Origin of the sequence: Streptomyces sp. NRRL F-5126, from assembly GCF_000721265.1 — a bacterium.
Taxonomy (GTDB): Bacteria; Actinomycetota; Actinomycetes; order Streptomycetales; family Streptomycetaceae; genus Streptomyces.
In genome coordinates this window covers 1-18,928 of record NZ_JOFZ01000010.1, presented here as the reverse complement: position 1 = coordinate 18,928, position 18,928 = coordinate 1, and the positions used below count along the sequence as shown (strand labels likewise).

At 73.7% G+C, this 18,928-nt stretch carries 14 protein-coding genes; 10 read left to right on the top strand and 4 right to left on the bottom strand.

The window, feature by feature from the left end; genetic code table 11:
* The first annotated feature begins 17 nt into the window (after window positions 1–17).
* Complete coding sequence (locus IH48_RS0121510; protein ID WP_078849933.1) at window positions 18–4,799, top strand: hypothetical protein; 4,782 nt, start codon at window positions 18–20, stop codon at window positions 4,797–4,799.
* A gap of 20 nt (window positions 4,800–4,819) precedes the next feature.
* Here IH48_RS0121510 and IH48_RS0121505 read toward each other — a convergent pair whose 3' ends face one another.
* On the bottom strand, window positions 4,820–5,332 hold the full coding sequence (locus IH48_RS0121505; protein WP_234434339.1) for a hypothetical protein: 513 nt from the start codon (window positions 5,330–5,332) through the stop codon (window positions 4,820–4,822).
* Window positions 5,333–5,739: 407 nt separating this feature from the next.
* Here IH48_RS0121505 and IH48_RS0121500 point away from each other — a divergent pair, with 407 nt between their 5' ends.
* From IH48_RS0121500 to IH48_RS0121480, 5 genes are read left to right on the top strand one after another with little or no spacing between them, the layout of a single operon-like run.
* Window positions 5,740–8,322: a nitrate- and nitrite sensing domain-containing protein gene (locus tag IH48_RS0121500; RefSeq protein ID WP_030906998.1), complete on the top strand. Its 2,583-nt coding sequence runs from the start codon at window positions 5,740–5,742 to the stop codon at window positions 8,320–8,322.
* On the top strand, window positions 8,319–8,756 hold the full coding sequence (locus tag IH48_RS0121495; protein WP_030906995.1) for a roadblock/LC7 domain-containing protein: 438 nt from the start codon (window positions 8,319–8,321) through the stop codon (window positions 8,754–8,756). Before IH48_RS0121500 ends, IH48_RS0121495 begins: the two co-directional genes overlap by 4 nt.
* Window positions 8,757–8,767: 11 nt before the next feature.
* A complete protein-coding gene (locus IH48_RS0121490) occupies window positions 8,768–9,163 on the top strand; it encodes a DUF742 domain-containing protein (protein WP_030906992.1) in 396 nt (131 codons plus the stop codon).
* Window positions 9,144–9,818: a GTP-binding protein gene (locus IH48_RS0121485; RefSeq protein WP_078849932.1), complete on the top strand. Its 675-nt coding sequence runs from the start codon at window positions 9,144–9,146 to the stop codon at window positions 9,816–9,818. Before IH48_RS0121490 ends, IH48_RS0121485 begins: the two co-directional genes overlap by 20 nt.
* Window positions 9,805–10,350: an NUDIX domain-containing protein gene (locus tag IH48_RS0121480; protein ID WP_030906987.1), complete on the top strand. Its 546-nt coding sequence runs from the start codon at window positions 9,805–9,807 to the stop codon at window positions 10,348–10,350. The genes IH48_RS0121485 and IH48_RS0121480 overlap by 14 nt, the downstream gene beginning before the upstream one ends.
* On the opposite strand, the gene IH48_RS33545 is transcribed toward IH48_RS0121480, so the two are convergent.
* Window positions 10,344–11,051 (bottom strand): TetR/AcrR family transcriptional regulator, encoded by a 708-nt coding sequence (locus IH48_RS33545; protein ID WP_234434338.1) that lies wholly within the window; start codon window positions 11,049–11,051, stop codon window positions 10,344–10,346. The two genes, IH48_RS0121480 and IH48_RS33545, sit on opposite strands and share 7 nt — an antisense overlap.
* A gap of 142 nt (window positions 11,052–11,193) precedes the next feature.
* Between IH48_RS33545 and IH48_RS0121470 the strand changes: the two genes are divergently transcribed.
* From IH48_RS0121470 to IH48_RS0121455, 4 genes are all read left to right on the top strand, one after another.
* Window positions 11,194–11,805 carry an NAD(P)-dependent oxidoreductase gene (locus IH48_RS0121470; protein WP_030906981.1) on the top strand — a complete coding sequence of 204 codons (612 nt, stop codon included), beginning with the start codon at window positions 11,194–11,196 and terminating at the stop codon, window positions 11,803–11,805.
* A 59-nt stretch (window positions 11,806–11,864) separates the two neighbouring features.
* Window positions 11,865–12,827 carry an amidohydrolase family protein gene (locus tag IH48_RS0121465; protein WP_030906978.1) on the top strand — a complete coding sequence of 321 codons (963 nt, stop codon included), beginning with the start codon at window positions 11,865–11,867 and terminating at the stop codon, window positions 12,825–12,827.
* A gap of 255 nt (window positions 12,828–13,082) precedes the next feature.
* Entirely contained in the window at window positions 13,083–15,059 is a 1,977-nt protein-coding gene (locus IH48_RS0121460; RefSeq protein WP_030906975.1) for an acetoacetate--CoA ligase, read from the top strand.
* An 86-nt stretch (window positions 15,060–15,145) separates the two neighbouring features.
* Entirely contained in the window at window positions 15,146–16,057 is a 912-nt protein-coding gene (locus IH48_RS0121455; protein ID WP_037842902.1) for a hypothetical protein, read from the top strand.
* A gap of 92 nt (window positions 16,058–16,149) precedes the next feature.
* On the opposite strand, the gene ptsP is transcribed toward IH48_RS0121455, so the two are convergent.
* A complete protein-coding gene (gene ptsP, locus IH48_RS0121450) occupies window positions 16,150–17,829 on the bottom strand; it encodes a phosphoenolpyruvate--protein phosphotransferase (protein WP_030906969.1) in 1,680 nt (559 codons plus the stop codon).
* Window positions 17,830–17,957: 128 nt separating this feature from the next.
* Window positions 17,958–18,407: a PTS sugar transporter subunit IIA gene (locus IH48_RS0121445; protein WP_030906967.1), complete on the bottom strand. Its 450-nt coding sequence runs from the start codon at window positions 18,405–18,407 to the stop codon at window positions 17,958–17,960.
* Between the last annotated feature and the right edge of the window lie 521 nt (window positions 18,408–18,928).

Here is an 18,928-nt window from a genome sequence, read left to right as displayed (position 1 = left end):
CAAGAGAGACCGCCGCCATGTACGAGCTGTCCAGGGTCCGCCTCTACTCCATCGGGCCCGCAGGAGCGCGCTACGCCGACACCGTGCTCGACCTGCGCGGCGTCGGTGCCGCCGTGCCGGCGCCCGCGCCCGTGCAGGCAGAGTTCTTCGAGGACGTGCCGGCCGGCCCGCCGCGGCGCCCCGCGCCCGCGGGCGTGCTGTTCCTGGAGAACGGCGGCGGCAAGTCCGTCCTGCTGAAGCTGATCTTCTCCGTGATGCTGCCCGGGCACCGCAACACACTCGGCGGCGCGAGCTCCGGCGTGCTGCGCAAGTTCCTGCTGGCCGACGACTGCGGGCACGTCGCCCTGGAGTGGCAGCACACGCTCACCGGCGAGCTGGTCGTCGTCGGCAAGGCCAGCGAGTGGCGCGGCCGCCAGGTCTCCGGCGACCCGCGCAAGTTCGCCGAGGCCTGGTACTCCTTCAGGCCTGGCCCCGGCCTGAGCCTGGACTCCCTGCCCGTCGCCGAGGCGCAGTCCGTGCGTCCGCCCGCCGAGGGCGCCTCGGGCGCGCGCGGGCGGCGCCGCACCATGAAGGGCTTCCGCGACGCCCTCACCGACGCGGGCAAGGCCTACCCCCACCTGGAGGTGTACTGGGAGGAGATCCACGACCGCTGGAACGAGCACCTCGGCGACCTGGGCCTCGACCCCGAACTGTTCCGCTACCAGCGCGAGATGAACGCGGACGAGGGAGAGGCCGCCGGCCTGTTCGCCGTCAAGAAGGACTCCGACTTCACGGACCTGCTGCTGCGGGCCGTCACCGACACGCGCGACACGGACGGCCTCGCCGACCTCGTCGGCGGCTTCGGCAACAAGCTGGGCCGCCGCGCCGAACTCACCGCGGAACGCGACTTCACCGCCGGCTCGGTCGACCTGCTCGGCCGCATCGTGGAGGCCGCCCACGCCCGCACACACGCGCGCGAGGTCCACACGGCGTCGGAACGCGCCGCCCGCGCGCTGGTGCGCCGCCTCGCCGCCCGCGCCGCCCGCGAACGTGCCCGCACGGGCGAGCTGGCGAGCCGCGTCACGGACGCCGCCCACACCGTCACCGCGGCGGAGGACGCGCGCACGCACAGCGCGCTCATCGCCGCGGAACTGGCCTACCGGCACGCCTCGCTCGCGCTGGCCGCCGCCGAGAAGCGCGCCGCCGCCCAGCGCCGCGAGCTGACCGACGCCCGGACGCTGCACTCCGCCTGGCAGGCCGCCGAGGCCGTGCTGCGCCACCGCGCCGCCGCCGACCGCTCGGCGCGCGTGGCCGTCGCCATCCGCGAGGCCGAGCGCGACGCGGCGCCCGCGCTCGCCGCGCGCGCCACGGCCGCGGCCGACCTCGTACGCGCCCTGCACGCGGCCGCCGGTGACGCCGAAGGCCTCGCCAACGAGGAGGAGGCGCGCTCCGCCGCCCTCCAGGACGCCGCCGACGCCGCACACCGCGACGCCACGTCGGCGGCCACCGCGGCGCAACGCGCGCGCAGCGAGTCCGACCACCTGCACAGGCGCCTCGACGAGGTCGAGCAGGAGACCGCGGAGGCCGTACGCGCGGGCTGGCTGGACGACGCGGCGCCAGGCGCCGACCCCGCACGCGCGGCGCTCGCGGCGAGCGACGCCGAGAAGGCCGCCGCGGCGGCGCTCGACACCGCCCGCGCCGCGGCACGCGCCGCCGCCGAGCGCGCCAGGGAGGCCGCAGGCGCCGAGAGCCGCAGCGAACTGGCCGCCGCGCGCGCCAAGGACGCGGCGCAGGCCGCGGAGCGCGCGTACGAGGCGGAGCGCCGCGCGGCGGAGTCGATCGCGGCGGACGACCGCCTCACCCAGCTGCTCTCCCTGCCCTCGGCGTCCGGCGGCCCGGGCGTCCCGGCACCCCGCACCGGCAGTCACGGCGGCGGGTCCACCACCCTGGGGCCGCTGCCGGCCGAGGAGTTCGACGGCCACGCCGACGAACTGCGCGACCTGCTCGACCAGTCCATCGTCTCCGCCGAGCGGCGCCTGTTCGACCTGCGCACCGCGGCCGCCGACGACGCGCGCATCCTCGGCGCGCTCGGCGACGGCGGGCTCCTGCCGCCCGGCCCCGACGTGCTCGCCACCGTCGAGTACCTCGGCGAGCACGGCATCCCCGCGCTGCCCGGCTGGCGCTACCTCGCGCAGAGTGTCGACCCCGCCGACCACGCGGCCGTCCTCGCCACCCGCCCGGAACTGGTCGACGGCGTCGTCATCACGGACCACGCGTCCCACGCGCGCGCACGCGAAGTGCTCGCCGCCGCCGCCCTGCTGCCCCGCTCCACCGTCGCCGTCGGCACGGCGGCCGCGCTGCTCGCGCCCGTGCCGCGCGGTGGCGAGGACGGCGCAGCCGGGGTGTTCCTCGTCCCGCCCAACCCGGCGATGCACGACGAGCACGCGGCCGACGAGGAGCGGCGGGCGCTGCGCGGCCGCGCAGCCGCGCGCGACGAGGAGATCACGGAGGTCGCGGCACGCCTCACCGGGGACCGCGCGCTCGCGGCCCGCATCGGCTCCTGGCGTGCCGACTGCCCACCGGGGACGCTGACGGAGCTGGCCGCGTCGGCCCGCACGGCCCGCGAGAGCGCCGAGCGTGCCGGGGAGGAACTGGCCGTGGCCCGCGCCGCGAGCGCGGAGGCCGAGCAGGCCGCCGCGGACACGGCGCGCGCCGGCGAGGAGCGCCAGGAGGCCGCCCAGCGCGCCCGGCGCGCCGCCGACGCGCTGTCCGGCCTCGCGCACCGGCTGCGGGAGCGGCCCGCCTGGCAGGCCGCGCTCCGCGAACTGGCCGACGACGCGGCCGAGGCCGAGGCCCGCGCGGCCGGCTGCCTCGACCACGCGCGCGCGGCGGACGAGGACCGCAGGGCAGCCCAGCGCGCCGCCGACGACGCCCGCCGCACGGCGCGCACCCTGCGTGCCGAACGCGCCGAGATCGCCGGCGCCCCCGAGAACGAGCCCGAACGTCCGGACGGCGAGGCGCCGCGCGCCGCCCTGCCCGCGCTCCGCGAGGCCTACCGTGCCGCGTCCCAGCTGTACGAGAAGGTCGGCGTCGGCGCTGATCTGAGGGCGGAGCAGGCGCGCTCGGAGAGCGACGAGAGCGCGGCCCTCGCCGAACTCGACCGGCTCAGCAACAAGGTACGCACGCGCGCGTCCGAGCTACTGGAATCACCCGACGGCGCGGACGGCCCTTCCCGGCAGGCCGCCGCAGCCCGGGCGGAGTCACTGGTGCAGATGCTGGAGTCCCGCGCGTCCGCCGCGAGCGAGCAGCTCGGCAGGTTGCGAGGCGAGGCCGAGCGCCTCGCGCCGCAGGACGGCGACGCCCACGTCGAACTGCCCGATGAGCAGGTGCCCACCGACGCCGACCGGGCCCAGGCCCTGCTGCGCACCGCCACCGGCGAACTGGCCGTGCGCGGTGACGCGCTGGAGGCGGCCCGCGCGGCGCACGACGAACTGCTGCACGCGCACCGCGCCGCCGAGGACGCGGCGGGCGGCTTCGACGAGACCGCCGCGCTCCTGCGCGACCTACTGCGCGGCGCGCCCGCACAGGACGAGCACGCGACCACCGGCGGCGAGGCGGGCGACGAGGCGTCCCAGCGGCCCGAGCCCTACGCCGGGACCCTCGCCGAAGCGCGCCACGAGGCCGCCGGTGCCCGCAGGTCGGTGCGCGGCTGCGCACAGGACCTGTCGGTCGCCGAGTCCGCGGTCCGCGAGGCGAGCGACGTCCTCGTACGCCACGCGAACGCGACACGCTACGAACAGGTCCGCACGCCGGCGCGCCAGCAGATCCGCGAGCTGCCCGCGGCCGCGCTGCCCGAGCACGCCGAGCGCTGGGCCGAGGCGTTCGCGCCGCGCCTGCGCGTCCTGACCGACGAGCTCGCCCAGCTCGAACGCAACCGTGACTCCATCGTCGACAGGTTGCGCGGGCTCGTGGAGTCCGCCCTGACGACGCTGCGCTCCGCCCAGCGTCTTTCCCGGCTCCCCGAGGGACTCGGGGAGTGGTCGGGGCAGGAGTTCCTGCGGATCCGCTTCGAGGAACCGGACCGCGCGACCCTCACGGAACGGCTCGGCGAGGTCGTGGACGAGGCCACGCGCGCCGCGCTGCGCAAGAACTCCGACCTGCGCAGGGACGGCATGTCGCTGCTGCTGCGCGGCGTGCGGGCCGCGCTCTCCCCGAAGGGCGTCGCCGTCGAGATCCTCAAGCCCGACGCGGTGCTCCGCGCGGAACGCGTCCCCGTCGGCCAGATGGGGGACGTCTTCTCCGGAGGCCAGCTGCTGACGGCCGCGATCGCCCTGTACTGCACGATGGCCGCGCTGCGCAGCAACGACCGTGGACGTGACAAGCACCGCCACGCGGGCACGCTGTTCCTCGACAACCCCATCGGGCGCGCCAACGCCACGTACCTGCTGGAGCTGCAGCGTGCCGTCTCCGACGCGCTGGGCGTCCAGCTGCTCTACACGACGGGGCTGTTCGACACGACGGCACTCGCGGAGTTCCCGCTGGTCATCCGGTTGCGCAACGACGCGGACCTGCGGGCGGGGCTCAAGTACATCAGCGTGGAGGAGCATCTGAGGCCCGGTCTGCCCGTACACGAGCCGGAGGGCGAGCAGGTGCACGGCGAGATCACCGCGACGCGCGTCTTCCGCAGGACGCCGTCACAGGAGGCCCCGGCCCCGCCGGAGACGGCGCGCGAGATCCCCGCCCAGCAATCGTCCCCGCGGGTGGCTCCGGTGGGGCAGTCTCCCACCGCCGACCAGGCGCCGGACGACGACGGGAACTGACGGTACCGGCGACCCGTCGGTCAGCGCGTCACCGCCGAGCGGGGCGCGTGGTGCTGACGGTGGCCTCCACGGCGCTCGCCCGCACCGCCGGACCGCGGCCCGGGGCGGCGGCGCCGCGCGCGCCTGGCTATCCGGGCCTCCGCACGCTGCGCCTCACGGGCCGCGCGCCGCGCGGCCCTGCGCTCCTTGCGAAGCCGGCGCGCCGTACTGCTCGGCACGGACACCACGCCGTGGCGCTGGTTCCACATCTGGCGCGTCACCCACACGTCGAGCACGGCCCACGTCGCCGCCACGGTGGACGCCACACCGGCGATCACCATGGGGAACGCGAGCCACGAGTCCGCCAGCGTGGCGAGGAACGCGACCATGGCCTCGATCAGCGTCACGGCCGCCACGATCACCGCGCGCACGGCCGCCGTCCTGACGGGATCGGCCATCCGGTAGCGCACCGCGGGCTCCTCGACCCACAGGTCGCGCGCCACGCCCGTGAACGCCCTTGCCGGCGCACCGCCACGCCGCTCGTCCGTGTCCATGGACCGTCACTCCCCACCCCGACCCGACCGCACGCCGAGTGCCCGGCAATGGCCGGATCACTCCGCCTGATACGAAAACGATCCGCGGGCGAACGCGATTCCCGTAACACCATTGTTTTCCCAGACATTTACGCGGCAATCAGGCGGTGCCACAGCCCCGCGGCACCCCCGGTTCGCGGCCCGCGCCGAGTGAAGGTTTTGCGTGGTGTGTTTGAACTGGCAAAACCGTCTGACCTGCCGGTTCGTTGAGGGCGGCACATCGGTGCCGCCCGAACCCGGACGGCATAAGGGGAAAACCGGCGGCAATCCCTCGCCGGTCGGCCCGTCAGGCTCCTGACACGTCTTCGAGTTGCCGGTGTGACAGTAGTAGGCTCACGCCGTTTGTTGCCGGGAATCTGGGGGAGGCCATGCGCTTTCGCGGGAAGTCGATCCGCCGGAAGATCGTGGCGCTGTTGCTCGTGCCGCTCATATCCGTCACCGCCCTGTCGGCGCTCACGGGCGTGCTCACCGGCAGCGAGGCCCTGCGCCTGCGCCACCTCAAGGCCGCGGCCGCCGACGTCGGCCGGCCGGTGCAGCGCACCGTCGCCGCCGTCCAGCAGGAGCGGCTCGACACGCTCGTACTCCTCGCGGCGCCCGGCGACTCGGACACGGCACGGCAGTTGCGCTCCGACCGCGCCGCCACCGACCGCGCCGTCGCCGGCGTGCGGGCCGGTGCCTCTCCGGCGCTGCGGGACGACCTCGACGCGACTGCGAGGAAGCACCTCGACGACTTCACCACCCAGGCCCGAAGGCTGGCAGCGGTCCGCGCGTCCGTCGACAAGAACGGCCTCTCGCGGGGCAAGGCGCTCGACGCGTACGCCACGGTCGTCGACCCCGCGTACCTCTTCCTCTCCACGGTCTACGGCAAGGAGGACGTCGACGGCGACAACCAGGGCCGCGCCCTCGTCGGCATCTTCCAGGCGCAGGAGATGTTCTCCCGCGAGAACGCCCTGGTCACCTCCGCCCTCGTGGCAGGCGAACTGAGCCCCGCCGAACGCCGCACGGTCTCCGGCCTCGTCTCCGACCGCCAGCTGCTCTACAAGACCAGCCTCGCGGACCTGCCGTCCTCGGAGTCCGCCGTACTCGGCGCGTACAACTCGGGCGCCGCCAACGACATGCTGGCGATGCACGAGAACGACATCGCCACCACCGGCGCCATGGTCAACGACCGGACGATGTCGGCGCAGAAGTGGCGCGACCTCGCCCGTCCCGTCATGGCCGGCACCCAGAAGGAGAGCGCCAGGGCCGACTCGCTCTTCCAGCGCCACGTGACCGCCGCGCGCCACGACGTCTACCTCCGCTTCCTCGCGGCCGCCGGCGTCGGGCTCATCGCGCTCATCGCTTCCGTGATCGTCTCCGTACGCGTCGGCCGCGCCCTCGTCCACGACCTGTCCGAACTGCGCAAGGAGGCCAACGAGTCGGCGGGCGTCCGCCTCCCGGCCGTCATGCGCCGCCTCGCCTCGGGCGAGCAGGTCGACGTCGAGACCGAGGCGCCAAGGCTCGCCTACGAGGACCACGAGATCGGCCAGGTCGGGCAGGCGCTGAACACCCTCCAGCGGGCCGCCGTGGAGGCCGCCGTCAAGCAGGCCGACCTCAGGCGCGGCGTGGCCGAGGTGTTCGTCAACCTCGCCCGCCGCAACCAGGTACTGCTCCACCGCCAGCTCGGCCTCCTCGACGCCATGGAGCGCCGCACCGAGGACACCGACGAACTCGCCGACCTGTTCCGCCTCGACCACCTCACCACCCGCATGCGCCGGCACGCCGAGGGCCTCGTCATCCTCTCCGGTGCCGTGCCGTCACGGCAGTGGCGCAAGCCCGTGCAGCTGATGGACGTCGTACGGGCGGCCGTGGCCGAGGTCGAGGACTACGAGCGCGTAGAGGTGCGCAGGCTCCCCAGGATCGGCGTGGGCGGCCCGGCCGTCGCCGACCTCACCCACCTGCTCGCCGAACTGCTGGAGAACGCCACGGTGTTCTCGCCGCCGCAGACCGCCGTGCAGGTCAACGGCGAGCGCACCGCGGGCGGTTTCACGCTGGAGATCCACGACCGCGGCCTCGGCATGCCGTCCGACGCGCTGCTCGAAGCGAACCTGCGCCTCGCGGAGACCCCCGAGTTCGAGCTGTCCGACACGGACCGGCTCGGCCTGTTCGTCGTCAGCAGGCTCGCCCAGCGGCAGAACGTCCGGGTCTCACTCGAACCGTCCCCCTACGGCGGCACCACCGCCATCATCCTGCTGCCTGCGGCCCTGCTGACCGAGGCGCCCGACACCGAGACCGGCCTCCGGCTCGACCGCAAGCGGCGGCAGGCCTCCGGTACGGTCCCGGGACCGCGGGCCGAACACGGCATCAGGCTCGCCCCTGCGGCGCTCCCGGAGGCGCCGGCGCCCGGCGACCGTGCGGCCGCCCGCGACACCGCCGCACGCGCGAGGGCGGCCGCCTGGGCCGCCGAGGACCAGCACCAGCAGGCGGGCGAGCCGGTGGCGGGCGAGGGCGACGGCACACCGCCGGAGCTGCCGCGCCGCAGGACCTCGCCCACGCTCGTCGCCGACCGCGGCAGGCGCCTGGACGACCGGCAGCAGGGCAGGACGCACCCCGAACCGCCGGCCACGGGGCCCGCAGCGGCCGCAGGGCGCGGAGCCGGCGCGGAGCCCGCGTACGGGGCCGGCCCCTCGGGTCCGGCCGCGGGCGGACTGCCCCGGCGCGTGCGGCAGGCGAACCTCGCCCCGCAGCTGCGTGAGGCCGCCGCCGAGCGCGCCTCGGCGCCGGCGCCCGCGCCGGTCTCGTCGCCCGAGGACGCCGAGCGCGAGGCGCGTGACGTACGCACCCGGATGGCCTCCCTCCAGCGCGGCTGGCAGCGCGGCCGCCTTCAGAACGAAGCCGAGGACTCCGCCGGAAACCCCGGCGCCGCCCCCGGTGGCACACCAGGAACGACATCGGAGGGGGACGGTCGATGACCGCACCGCACACACCACGAGGCGCGACGCAGGCGGACGGCGGCCGCGAGCTCGACTGGCTCCTCGACGAGCTGGTCGGGCGGGTCGCCAGCATCCGCAAGGCGCTCGTTCTCTCGGGCGACGGGCTCCCCACCGGCGCGTCCAGGGACCTCAGCAGGGAGGACGGCGAGCACCTCGCGGCGGTCGCCTCCGGTTTCCACAGCCTCGCCAAGGGCGTCGGCAGGCACTTCGACGTCGGCCAGGTCCGGCAGACCGTCGTCGAACTGGACGGCGCGTTCCTGTTCGTCACCGCCGCTGGAGACGGCAGCTGCCTCGCCGTGCTCGCCGACGCCGACACCGACGTCGGCCAGGTCGCCTACGAGATGACGCTCATGGTGAAGCGGGTGGGCAGCCACCTCGCGACCGCGCCGCGACGCGGTGGCCTGTCAGGCTGAGCACCCGGCACATGAAGGACACAGGTCAAGGCCCTCAGGCGTGGTTCGACGGTGAGGCCGGGCCCGTGGTGCGGCCGTACGCGATGACGCGCGGCCGCACCGGAACGGGCGCCAGGCACCGGCTCGACCTGATCGCCCTTGTCATCCCCGAGCCGGCCGCTGAGAGGCCCGGCCTCGACAGGAAGCTGTCGCCCGAGCACGTGGAGATCGTCGAGCGCTGCGTACGGACACCGCAGTCGATCGCCGAACTCGCCTCGGGCCTCGACCTGCCCGTCGGGGTGATCCGCGTACTCGTCGGCGACCTCCTCGACGACGAACTCGTCCACGTAACCCGCCCCGTTCCGCCGGCCGAGCTGCCGGACGTGAACATCCTCCGAGAGGTGATCAATGGCCTTCGGGCGCTCTAGCTCGTCCGGCCCCTCCGACCGCCGGGGCCCGGGCACCGCCGCCGCACGCGCGAGCGGGGCCGCCCGGGGACCCGCATCGGGGCCCGCCGACCCGATCACCCTGAAGATCCTCGTCGCGGGCGGCTTCGGGGTGGGCAAGACGACGTTCGTCGGGGCCGTGAGCGAGATCAAGCCGCTGCGCACGGAGGAGGCGCTCACCGAGGCCAGCCGCCCGGTCGACGACGTGAGCGGCGTCGAGCGCAAGACCACCACCACGGTCGCCATGGACTTCGGGCGCATCACGCTTCGCGAGGGCCTCGCGCTGTACCTGTTCGGCACGCCTGGACAGGACCGCTTCTGGTTCCTGTGGGACGAACTGGCACAGGGCGCGCTCGGCGCGGTCGTCCTCGCCGACACCCGCAGGCTCGCCGACTCGTTCGCCGCCGTGGACTTCTTCGAGCGCCGCGGCATCCCGTTCGCCGTCGCCGTGAACCGATTCGACGGCGCCGACCGCTACCCCGAGGGCAGCGTGCGCGAGGCACTGGACCTCGATCCGAGTGTCCCGCTGGTCGAGTGCGACGCGCGGAACAGAAAATCGGTGAAGGAGGTCCTGGTGACGGTCGTGGAACACGCCATGACGGTGGCGACCGGGGCACCGGAGCATGCCGCGACCTGACGGATTCACGAAGACCCCCGTGCCGGACTCGCACTGCGCGAGCTGCGGCGGCCGCTACCCGGTCGGCACGGGGTGGCCCCGCACGTGCGCCGACTGCGGCGACACCGCCTACCGCAACCCGCTGCCGGTCGCCGTCGCCCTGCTGCCCGTGACCGACGAGCAGGGCACGGCGCTCGTCACGATCCGCCGCACCATCGAGCCGCAGCGCGGCGGCACCGCCCTGCCCGGCGGCTTCGTCGAGGCGAGCGAGGACTGGCGGGAGGCCGTCGTGCGCGAGCTGCGGGAGGAGACGGGCATCGAGGCCGTACGCGAGGACGTGCGGCTCGCCGACGCGCTCAGCTCGCCCGATGGCCACCTGCTGCTGTTCGGCCTGCTGCCCGCGCGCCGCGCCGACCTCCTGCCGCCCGACCGGCCCACGGCGGAGACGGACGGCAGGTACCTGCTGCGCGGCCCGCAGGAGCTCGCGTTCCCGCTGCACACGACGGCAGCGCGGAACTGGTTCGCCGGCGCGTACCGCCACGAGGGCTACTGACCCGCGTCGTCCGTGGCGCTCGCGCCGTCCGCGCCCGGCCCGTCGTCGGACGGCAGGCGGGCCGCGACCTCGGCCGCTGGCCGGGCGGCGTGCAGGCCGATCAGAGCCGCGAGCAGGTCGTCGAGCGGGGGCCAGTCCATGGCGCCGTGGTCGTTGTAGAGCAGGATCAGGCCGTGCATCGCGCTCCACAGCAGGAGCGCCGCCTGCCGGCGCTGCCCGGCCGTGGACCGCGTCCCGTCCGGATCGGTGACGGCCGCGAGCGAGTCGACGACGGATCCCAGCAGGTCGGCCCCGGCGCCGTGGGCCGACACGGGAACGAGATCGGCGGGCATCCGGCCGCCGAAGAGCGTGCGGTAGTGCCCGGGCTGCCCCACGCCCCAGCGCACGTAGGCCGCGCACCTGGCTACGAGGTCGGACAGCGGGTCGGGGGCGGATCGTGCCGCCTCGCTCATCGAACGGGCCAGTTCGTCGTAGCGCAGCCGCAGCACGTGCTGGACCAGCGCGCCCAGGTCGGGGAAATGGCTGTAGATACTGGCCGGCGCCACCCCGACCTCGCGGGCGACCTGCCGCAGCGTCAGCGTCTCCGGTTGGTCGAGCGTGGCCAGCAGCTTCGCCGCGGCATCCACGAGCTGGGTCCTGAGTACCTGCCCCTGTCCTCGCGGATTGCGCCGGCGGCGGGCGGGCTGCTCCCGAGACGCCACCCTTGCTCCCTTCCGGCCTCGTGCACCGGCTGCACCGTTCGGCTACGGCTGTTCACTTTACCGTCTCCGCCGCTTGACAGCCGCTGACCAACACTTGTTTACTCATGTAACCAACAGTTGTTCAGTCAGGAGTCGGATCACCATGCGAATCGCAGTACTTGGCGCGTCGGGCAGGGTCGGCGGCCTGCTCGTGGACCAGGCCATCGAGCGGGGCCACGACATCGTGGCGCTCGTGCGCGACCCGGACGGGTTCACCGCGTCGGGCCCCGGCGCGATCGACGTCCGGCGGGCGGACGTATGCTCCCCGCGCACCTTCCCGGCCCTGGACGACGTCGACGTGGCCATATCGGCCATCGGCCTGGCCAAGGGCGAAGGTCCGGGAGCGCTGGTTGCGGGCGCCGGGCTGCTCGCCGCGGCACGCGTGCGCACGGTATGGCTCGGCGCGCTGGGCTCGGGCGAGTCGACCGGCGCGGGCGGCCGGATCTACCAGGCCGTGATGCGGATGGCCGTCGGCGCCGAACTGGCCGAGAAGGCCGAGGCGGACCGGATCGCCCTGGATGCCGGCGCCAGCGTGTTCCATGCGCCGGATCTGACCAACGGCCCCCTCAGCCCCGATCGCCGCACGGTGCCGCTCGCCGAACTGCGGCGCCCGCTCCTGCCGCCCAGGATGTCCCGCGCCTCCGTGGCCGCGCTCATGCTCGACGAGGCGCGGACGGGCGACCATGCCGGCGCGATCGTCGTACCGCTCGGCTGAGTCCCGAGCCACACCCCACGCCCGCACACCGTCACCGCAGACGACCGAGGAGCCCTGCCATGGCCTACATCGCGCTGGAGGAGGCCTTCACCATCCCGGAACTGGCCGCACGCCAAGGCGCGGCCCCGATGAGGATCCGCACCAGCGACCAGTACGCCGAGCACTGCATGCGGCGCCTGGACGACTTCGAGCAGTACCGCCTGCCCGACATGGACGCCCACGGCATCGACATCCAGGTCCTCTCGCTGAGCGTCCCCGGCATCCAGGCCGACGCGGACACCCGCGCGGCGGTGCGCAACGCCCGATTCGCCAACGACCATCTCGCCGGCACCATCGCCCGCCACCCCTCCCGCTTCCGCGGGTTCGCCGCCCTGCCGCTGCAGGACCCCGCGGCCGCGGTGGCCGAACTGGAACGCTGCATCCGCCACCTGGGCTTCAGCGGCGCACTGGTCAACGACCACACGCAGGGCCGGTACCTGGACGATCCCGCCTACGACGAGCTGTGGAGCGCACTGGAAGAACTGCGCGTGCCGCTGTACCTGCACCCCGGCTCGCTGCCGGCGGACGACTGGCACGTGATGCGCGGGCGGCCCGAGATGTACGGGGCGAGCTGGAGCTGGCAGGCCGAGACCGGCGGCCACGCCCTGCGGCTGGTGTACGCCGGAGTCTTCGACCGGCACCCCGGCGCCACGCTGATCCTCGGGCACCTCGGCGAGTTCCTGCCGTTCCAGCGCTCCCGCCTCGACTCCCGCTACCGCACGCTCGAGGTCGACGAACCGCTCGAACGCATGCCGTCGCAGTACATCGGATCCAACATCCTGATCACCACGAGCGGGATACTCGCCCCGGAGGCCGTGCGGGCCGCCGTCCTCACCGTCGGCGCCGACTCGGTCATGTTCGCCGTCGACTACCCGTACGAAGACACCGCCGACGCGGTGGCCTCCATCGAGGAGGCCGCGCTCCCGCCCGAGGTGAAGAGCGGGATCGCCCACCTGAACGCGCGGCGCGTGCTGAACATCTGACCGGCGCGCCGCCGCCCGGACCACCTACGGACGGACCACGTACGGACGGACCCCGCACGGAGGGAGCCCGCACGGGCCGGCCCTAGCGCCCGTGCGACCACGTCCAAGCGGCGCGGCGAGCGGCGGGCGGCGGGCAGCGCAGCCTGGTGCGAGAGACGATCACGTGGCATCGTCCCTGTCAGCCGTGTCCCGCGCGTACCCCGCACGGGCACGCGCGTCGCACACCAGCGTCGAGCCCAGGCCGGGAGCCGTACCATGATCACAGAACCCACCCCTGCCCCTCTCTGGCGGCCCACGCCGGAGAGCGTCGCCGCCGCGCAGGTGACACGGTTCCAGGCATGGGCGGCCGAACACCACGGCGCGCCGGCCGACGGCGGCTACCCGGCGCTGCACCGCTGGTCCGTCGACGCACTCGACACGTTCTGGGCCGCCGTCGCCGAATGGTTCGGCATCCGCTTCGCCACCCCGTACGAGCAGGTCATCGGCGACCGCACGATGCCCGGCGCCCAGTGGTTCACCGGCGCCACCCTCAACTACGCGGAACACGCCCTGCGCGCCGGCGAGGACCCGGACAGGGCCGAACTGCCCGCGCTCCTCCACGTCGACGAGACCCAGCAGCAGACCACCACCAGCTGGCGGGAACTCCGCCACCAGGTCGGCGGGCTCGCGGCCCACCTGCGTGAACTCGGCGTGCGCCCCGGTGACCGCGTCAGCGGCTACCTCCCCAACGTGCCGCAGGCCGTCGTCGCGCTCCTCGCCACCGCCGCCGTCGGCGCCGTGTGGACGTCCTGCGCCCCCGACTTCGGCGCGCGCAGCGTCCTCGACCGCTTCCAGCAGGTCGAACCCGTCGTCCTGTTCGCCGTCGACGGCTACCGCTACGGCGGCAAGACCCACGACCGCACCGGCGTCGTCGCCGAACTGCGCCGGGAACTGCCCACGCTGCGCGCCGTCGTCCACGTACCGCTCCTCGGCACCGAGCCCCCCGAGGGGGCACTCGACTGGGACGCGCTCGTCGGCGGCACCACCGAACCCGCATTCACGCACGTCCCCTTCGACCACCCGCTGTGGGTCCTCTACTCCTCGGGCACCACGGGACTGCCGAAGGCCATCGTCCAGTCCCAGGGCGGCATCCTCCTCGAACACGTCAAGCAACTCGGCCTGCACTGCGACCTCGGGCCCGAGGACCGGTTCTTCTGGTACACGTCCACCGGCTGGATGATGTGGAACTTCCTCGTCTCCGGACTCCTCGTCGGCACCACGGTCGTGCTCTACGACGGCAGCCCCGCCCACCCCGGCACCGACGCGCAGTGGGACGTGGCCGAACGCACCGGCACCACCCTCTTCGGCACCTCCGCCGCGTACGTGATGGCCTGCCGCAAGGCCGACGTCCACCCGGGCCGCGACCACGACCTCTCCCGCCTCAAATGCGTCGCCACCACCGGATCCCCACTGCCGCCCGACGGATTCCGCTGGCTCCACGACGAGGTCGGCCACGACCTGTGGATCGCCTCCGTCAGCGGCGGCACCGACGTCTGCAGCTGCTTCGCGAGCGCCGTGCCCACCCTCCCCGTCCACATCGGCGAACTCCAGGCCGCGGGCCTCGGCACCGATCTTCAGGCGTGGGACGCCCAGGGCAAGCCCGTCATCGGCGAGGTCGGCGAGCTCGTCGTCGCGGGCCCCATGCCGTCGATGCCGGTCCGGTTCTGGAACGACCCGGACGGCAGCCGCTACCGCGAGAGCTACTTCGAGACCTACCCGGGCGTCTGGCGGCACGGCGACTGGATCACCCTCACCGACCGCGGCACGGTCATCATCCACGGACGCTCCGACTCCACCCTGAACCGGCAGGGCGTGCGCATGGGCTCCGCCGACATCTACGAGGCCGTCGAGCGACTCCCCGAGATCCGCGAGTCCCTCGTCGTCGGCATCGAACAACCCGACGGCGGATACTGGATGCCGCTCTTCGTGCACCTCGCCGAGGGCGCGAGCCTCGACGACGACCTCCGCCTGCGCATCAAACAGGCCATCAGGGCCGACCTCTCGCCCCGCCACGTACCCGACGAGATCATCGAGGCACCCGGCGTCCCGCACACCCTGACGGGCAAGCGCATCGAAGTCCCCGTCAAACGCCTGCTCCAGGGCTCCCGACTCGACAAGGCCGTCAACCCGGGCTCCGTCGACGACATCGACGTCCTGCGGTTCTACGAGCGCTTCGCCCGCGACCGCCACTGAACGAGCGGGCCACTGTCAGACCCCCTCGTTACGGTGAGTGAGACCACAGCGCACCACCCGGACAGCGCGTGACCTCAGGGGGAGCCATGACAGCACACACCGACGACAGCGGCGGACGGCCCACGGCCAGGACGCTGCGCAGGGCGCTGCGCCGCGAAGTACCCAGCACGGTCGGCCTCCTGGCCGACGAGCAGGACTTCGCGGCGATGTGCCGCTACCGCAGCTTCCCCTTCGACGACCATTCCGCCTACCGGCGGCAGGCCGACGCCCTGCTGCGCGGCCTCGCCCGCGAGTCACTGCACGTCGGCGCCGCCCTGTTCGACCCCGAGGAATACGCCTGGTACTGCGCCGACGCCGGCCTCGACCCCGACTCTCCCGCGGTCAGGGCCCGCTACACGGCGCACATCGCTGCCACCGGCGGCGCCGTCGTGCCCTACACGGGCGCGCCGTTCGAGAGCCTGCTGCACACGCTCGCCGAGACCGCCGTCCGCAAGGCGACCCACGCGTACGCGACGGCGGTACTCGCCGACCTCGGCTCCTGCGCCGACTGCGGCGAGGACATCGGGCAGGCCGCCTTCGACCAGGCCCACCGCCTCCTGTGGCGGCTCCTGGAAGGCGCGGGACCCGGCACGCACCAGATGGTGTGCAGCATCCCCGCCGCCGAGGAACAACTGACCGCGGTCCTCCAGGCCGAGCAGACGGACGGTCCCACCGTCCTGGACACCGTGCAGAGCGCCGAGTTCGTCTGCGTCCTGGCCACGGGCATCGCCCTCGGCACGCGAGGAGGCGTCGTCATGCGCACCACCGCCCACGGCGCCCCCGACCGCCTCCACGGCTGGCACCTCGCCGAAGGGCACCTCGCGCCCCTGACGGCCGCCGAGGTGTTCAACGCGTACTGCACGGACGCGGAGACGGGCGAACCCATCGGCCCGGAACCGGACGTGGACTACCGGGCCGGCTTCGACCTCGGCCCGGAAGAGCCCGGACTCCACCACTGACCGCGCAGGCGGAAACATGAACGGGGCCGCCGACGGGAAACCCCGGCCGGCGGCCCACCCCGCACCGCCCTGACGGCGGTCACGCGCGTCCGCTACGCGTGCGACTCTCCGGAGAGCACCGCCTGCGCCGCCTGCCTGGCCTCCTGCGCGGAGTCCGTGGCCCGCGCGGCCGCCGCCGCGCGCTCGCACTGCGCCAGGGTGTGCTTCGCCAGCGCCGCCCGCACGTACGGAATCGACGCCGCGCCCATCGACAGGGACGTCACCCCGAGACCCGTCAGCACGCACGCGAGCAGCGGATCGGAGGCCGCCTCACCGCACACCCCGCAGCTCTTGCCCTCCGCCTCCGCACCGTCCGCCGCAAGCGACACCAGGTCGAGCAGGGCGGGATGCCACGGGTCCTGCAACCGCGATACCGCGCCGACCTGCCGGTCGGCGGCGAACGTGTACTGCGCCAGGTCGTTCGTGCCCAGGGAGAGGAACTCGACCTCCTGCAGGATGGAGCGGGCACGCAGTGCGGCGGAGGGAATCTCCACCATCGCGCCGAACTTCGCCCGCAGCCCCGCCTCGCGGCAGGCGTCCGCGAACGCCTTCGCGTCCGTGCGGTCCGCCACCATGGGCGCCATGACCTCCAAGTACACCGGGAGCCCCTCGGCGGCCTTCGACAGCGCGGCCAACTGCGTCCGCAGCACGTCCGGATGGTCGAGCAGGCTCCGCAGCCCCCGCACGCCGAGCGCAGGGTTCGGCTCGTCGGCCGGGGTCAGGAACGCCAAGGGCTTGTCCGCCCCCGCGTCGAGCACCCGCACCACGACCCGGCCCTCGGGAAACGCCTCGAGAACCGGGCGGTAGGCCGCGATCTGCTTCTCCTCCGACGGCGCCTGCCCACCGCCGTCGAGGAACAGGAACTCCGTACGGAACAGCCCCACGCCCTCCGCCCCGGCGTCCACCGCGGCCGCGACATCCCCCGGCCCACCGATGTTGGCCAGCAGCGGCACCTTGTGCCCGTCCGACGTCGCACCCGGGCCGGTCGCCGCGCCCAGCGCGGCCCGCCGCTCCGCGGCGATCTGCTCGAGCTGCGCACGCCGCTCGCTGCCGGGCTCGACGAACACCTCGCCGGTGGAACCGTCCACGGCGACCGCCGCGCCCTCCGCCAGCTCCGTCGCACCCGGCAGCGCAACCACGGCGGGCACCCCGAGAGCTCGCGCCAGGATCGCGCTGTGACTCGTCGGTCCGCCTTCCTCGGTCACGAAGGCGAGCACCAGCGACGGGTCGAGCAGCGCCGTGTCCGCGGGGGCGAGGTCCCGCGCGATCAGCACATACGGCGCGTCACTGTCGGGAACCCCGGGCATCGGCACGCCGAGCAGCCTGGCGACGATGCGGTTGCGCACGTCGTCGAGGTCGGCCACCCGCCCCGCCAGGTAGTCACCGGCGCCCGCGAGCAGTGCGCGGTACGAGGCGAACGCGTCGTACACACCGCGCTCGGCGGTGCTGCCCACGGCGATCCGCCGCTCCACGTCCGCGATCAGCTCGGGATCCTGCGCCATCATGGCCTGCGCCTCAAGGACCGCCTGGGCCTCGCCGCCGGCGAGATTGCCTCTGGCGATCAGGTCGGCGGCGACCGCCTCGACAGCCTGCCGGGCCCGACCCTGCTCGCGCTCGGCCTCCCCCGCGGGGATCTGCTTGGCGGGCGGCTCCAGGACGGCCGTCCCCATGTGCCGTACCTCGCCGATCGCCACACCGTGGCTGACACCGACGCCTCGCAGCGTTGTCTCCAATTTCACCGTCTCCGTGTTACGTGCGGTGGCCCCCTGCACCGCGGTTGGTGTGCGGCAGCCCGGAAGCCGGGTGCCCGGCTTCCGGCCTCAACCGCCGATCGAGCTTCGGCCCGCTGCCGAACTCCGGCTCACTGCCAGTCGAACAGCGTCTCACCGGTCGCGACGTCGCCGCTCTCGCGCAGGGAGGCGAGCGAGTCGGCGGTGGCCTCAAGTGCGACGACGGGGCAGATCGGGGACTTGCCGGCCGTCTCGACGCCCGCGGGGTCCCACCGCACGACACCCTGACCGCGCGTGACGGCGTCGCCCTTGTTGACCAGCAGCTCGAAACCGGCGCCGTTGAGCTGGACGGTGTCGATCCCGAGATGGGTGAGCACACCATGGCCGTCACCGTCCACGACGACGAACGCGTGCGGGTGCAGGGAGACGACGATGCCGTCGACGGGGGAGACGGCCTCGGTCGGCTCACGCACGGGGTCGATGGCGGTGCCTGGCCCGACCATGGCCCCGGCGAACACGGGGTCGGGTACGGCGGCGAGACCGATGGCGCGGCCGGACAGCGGAGCTGACACGAGGGTCATGGGACCTCCCAGTGGGCGGAGTGTTCTCGGATCCGTCGTCACTGTGAGTGAGCGGGACGGGGTGCTGAACAGAGCGTAAGTCATGGCCAGCGGCGCCTCCGCACGAGAGGAGCGTGCGGAGGGCGCGTAACCGATTTGCGGGCAGAGGTAAAGGGGCTGTAGGGTCATACCCCTGCTTGACGCGGCCCGACGGGTCGGCGTCGGCGGAACTCCTGTCAAGATGAACTCGCCCGGAACCGGGTACTGCTTCTGCATGTGCGCAGAACGGTGGTCGGGGAGGGTGAAAAACCCTGATAGAGTTTGGACACACCGAAGGGAAAGCGCCCGGAGGGATCCTGGAAGGGTTTCCGAAGGAAGCGTCCGTTCCTTGAGAACTCAACAGCGTGCTAAAAGTCAACGCCAGATATGTTGATACCCCGGTTTGCCGGATGTGATGTCCGGTGGATTTGGGTTCCTTTGTAGTAACACAGCGAGGATGCTGTGGACGGGAGGGATTATTCCTCTCTCCTGTTCCGCTCTCG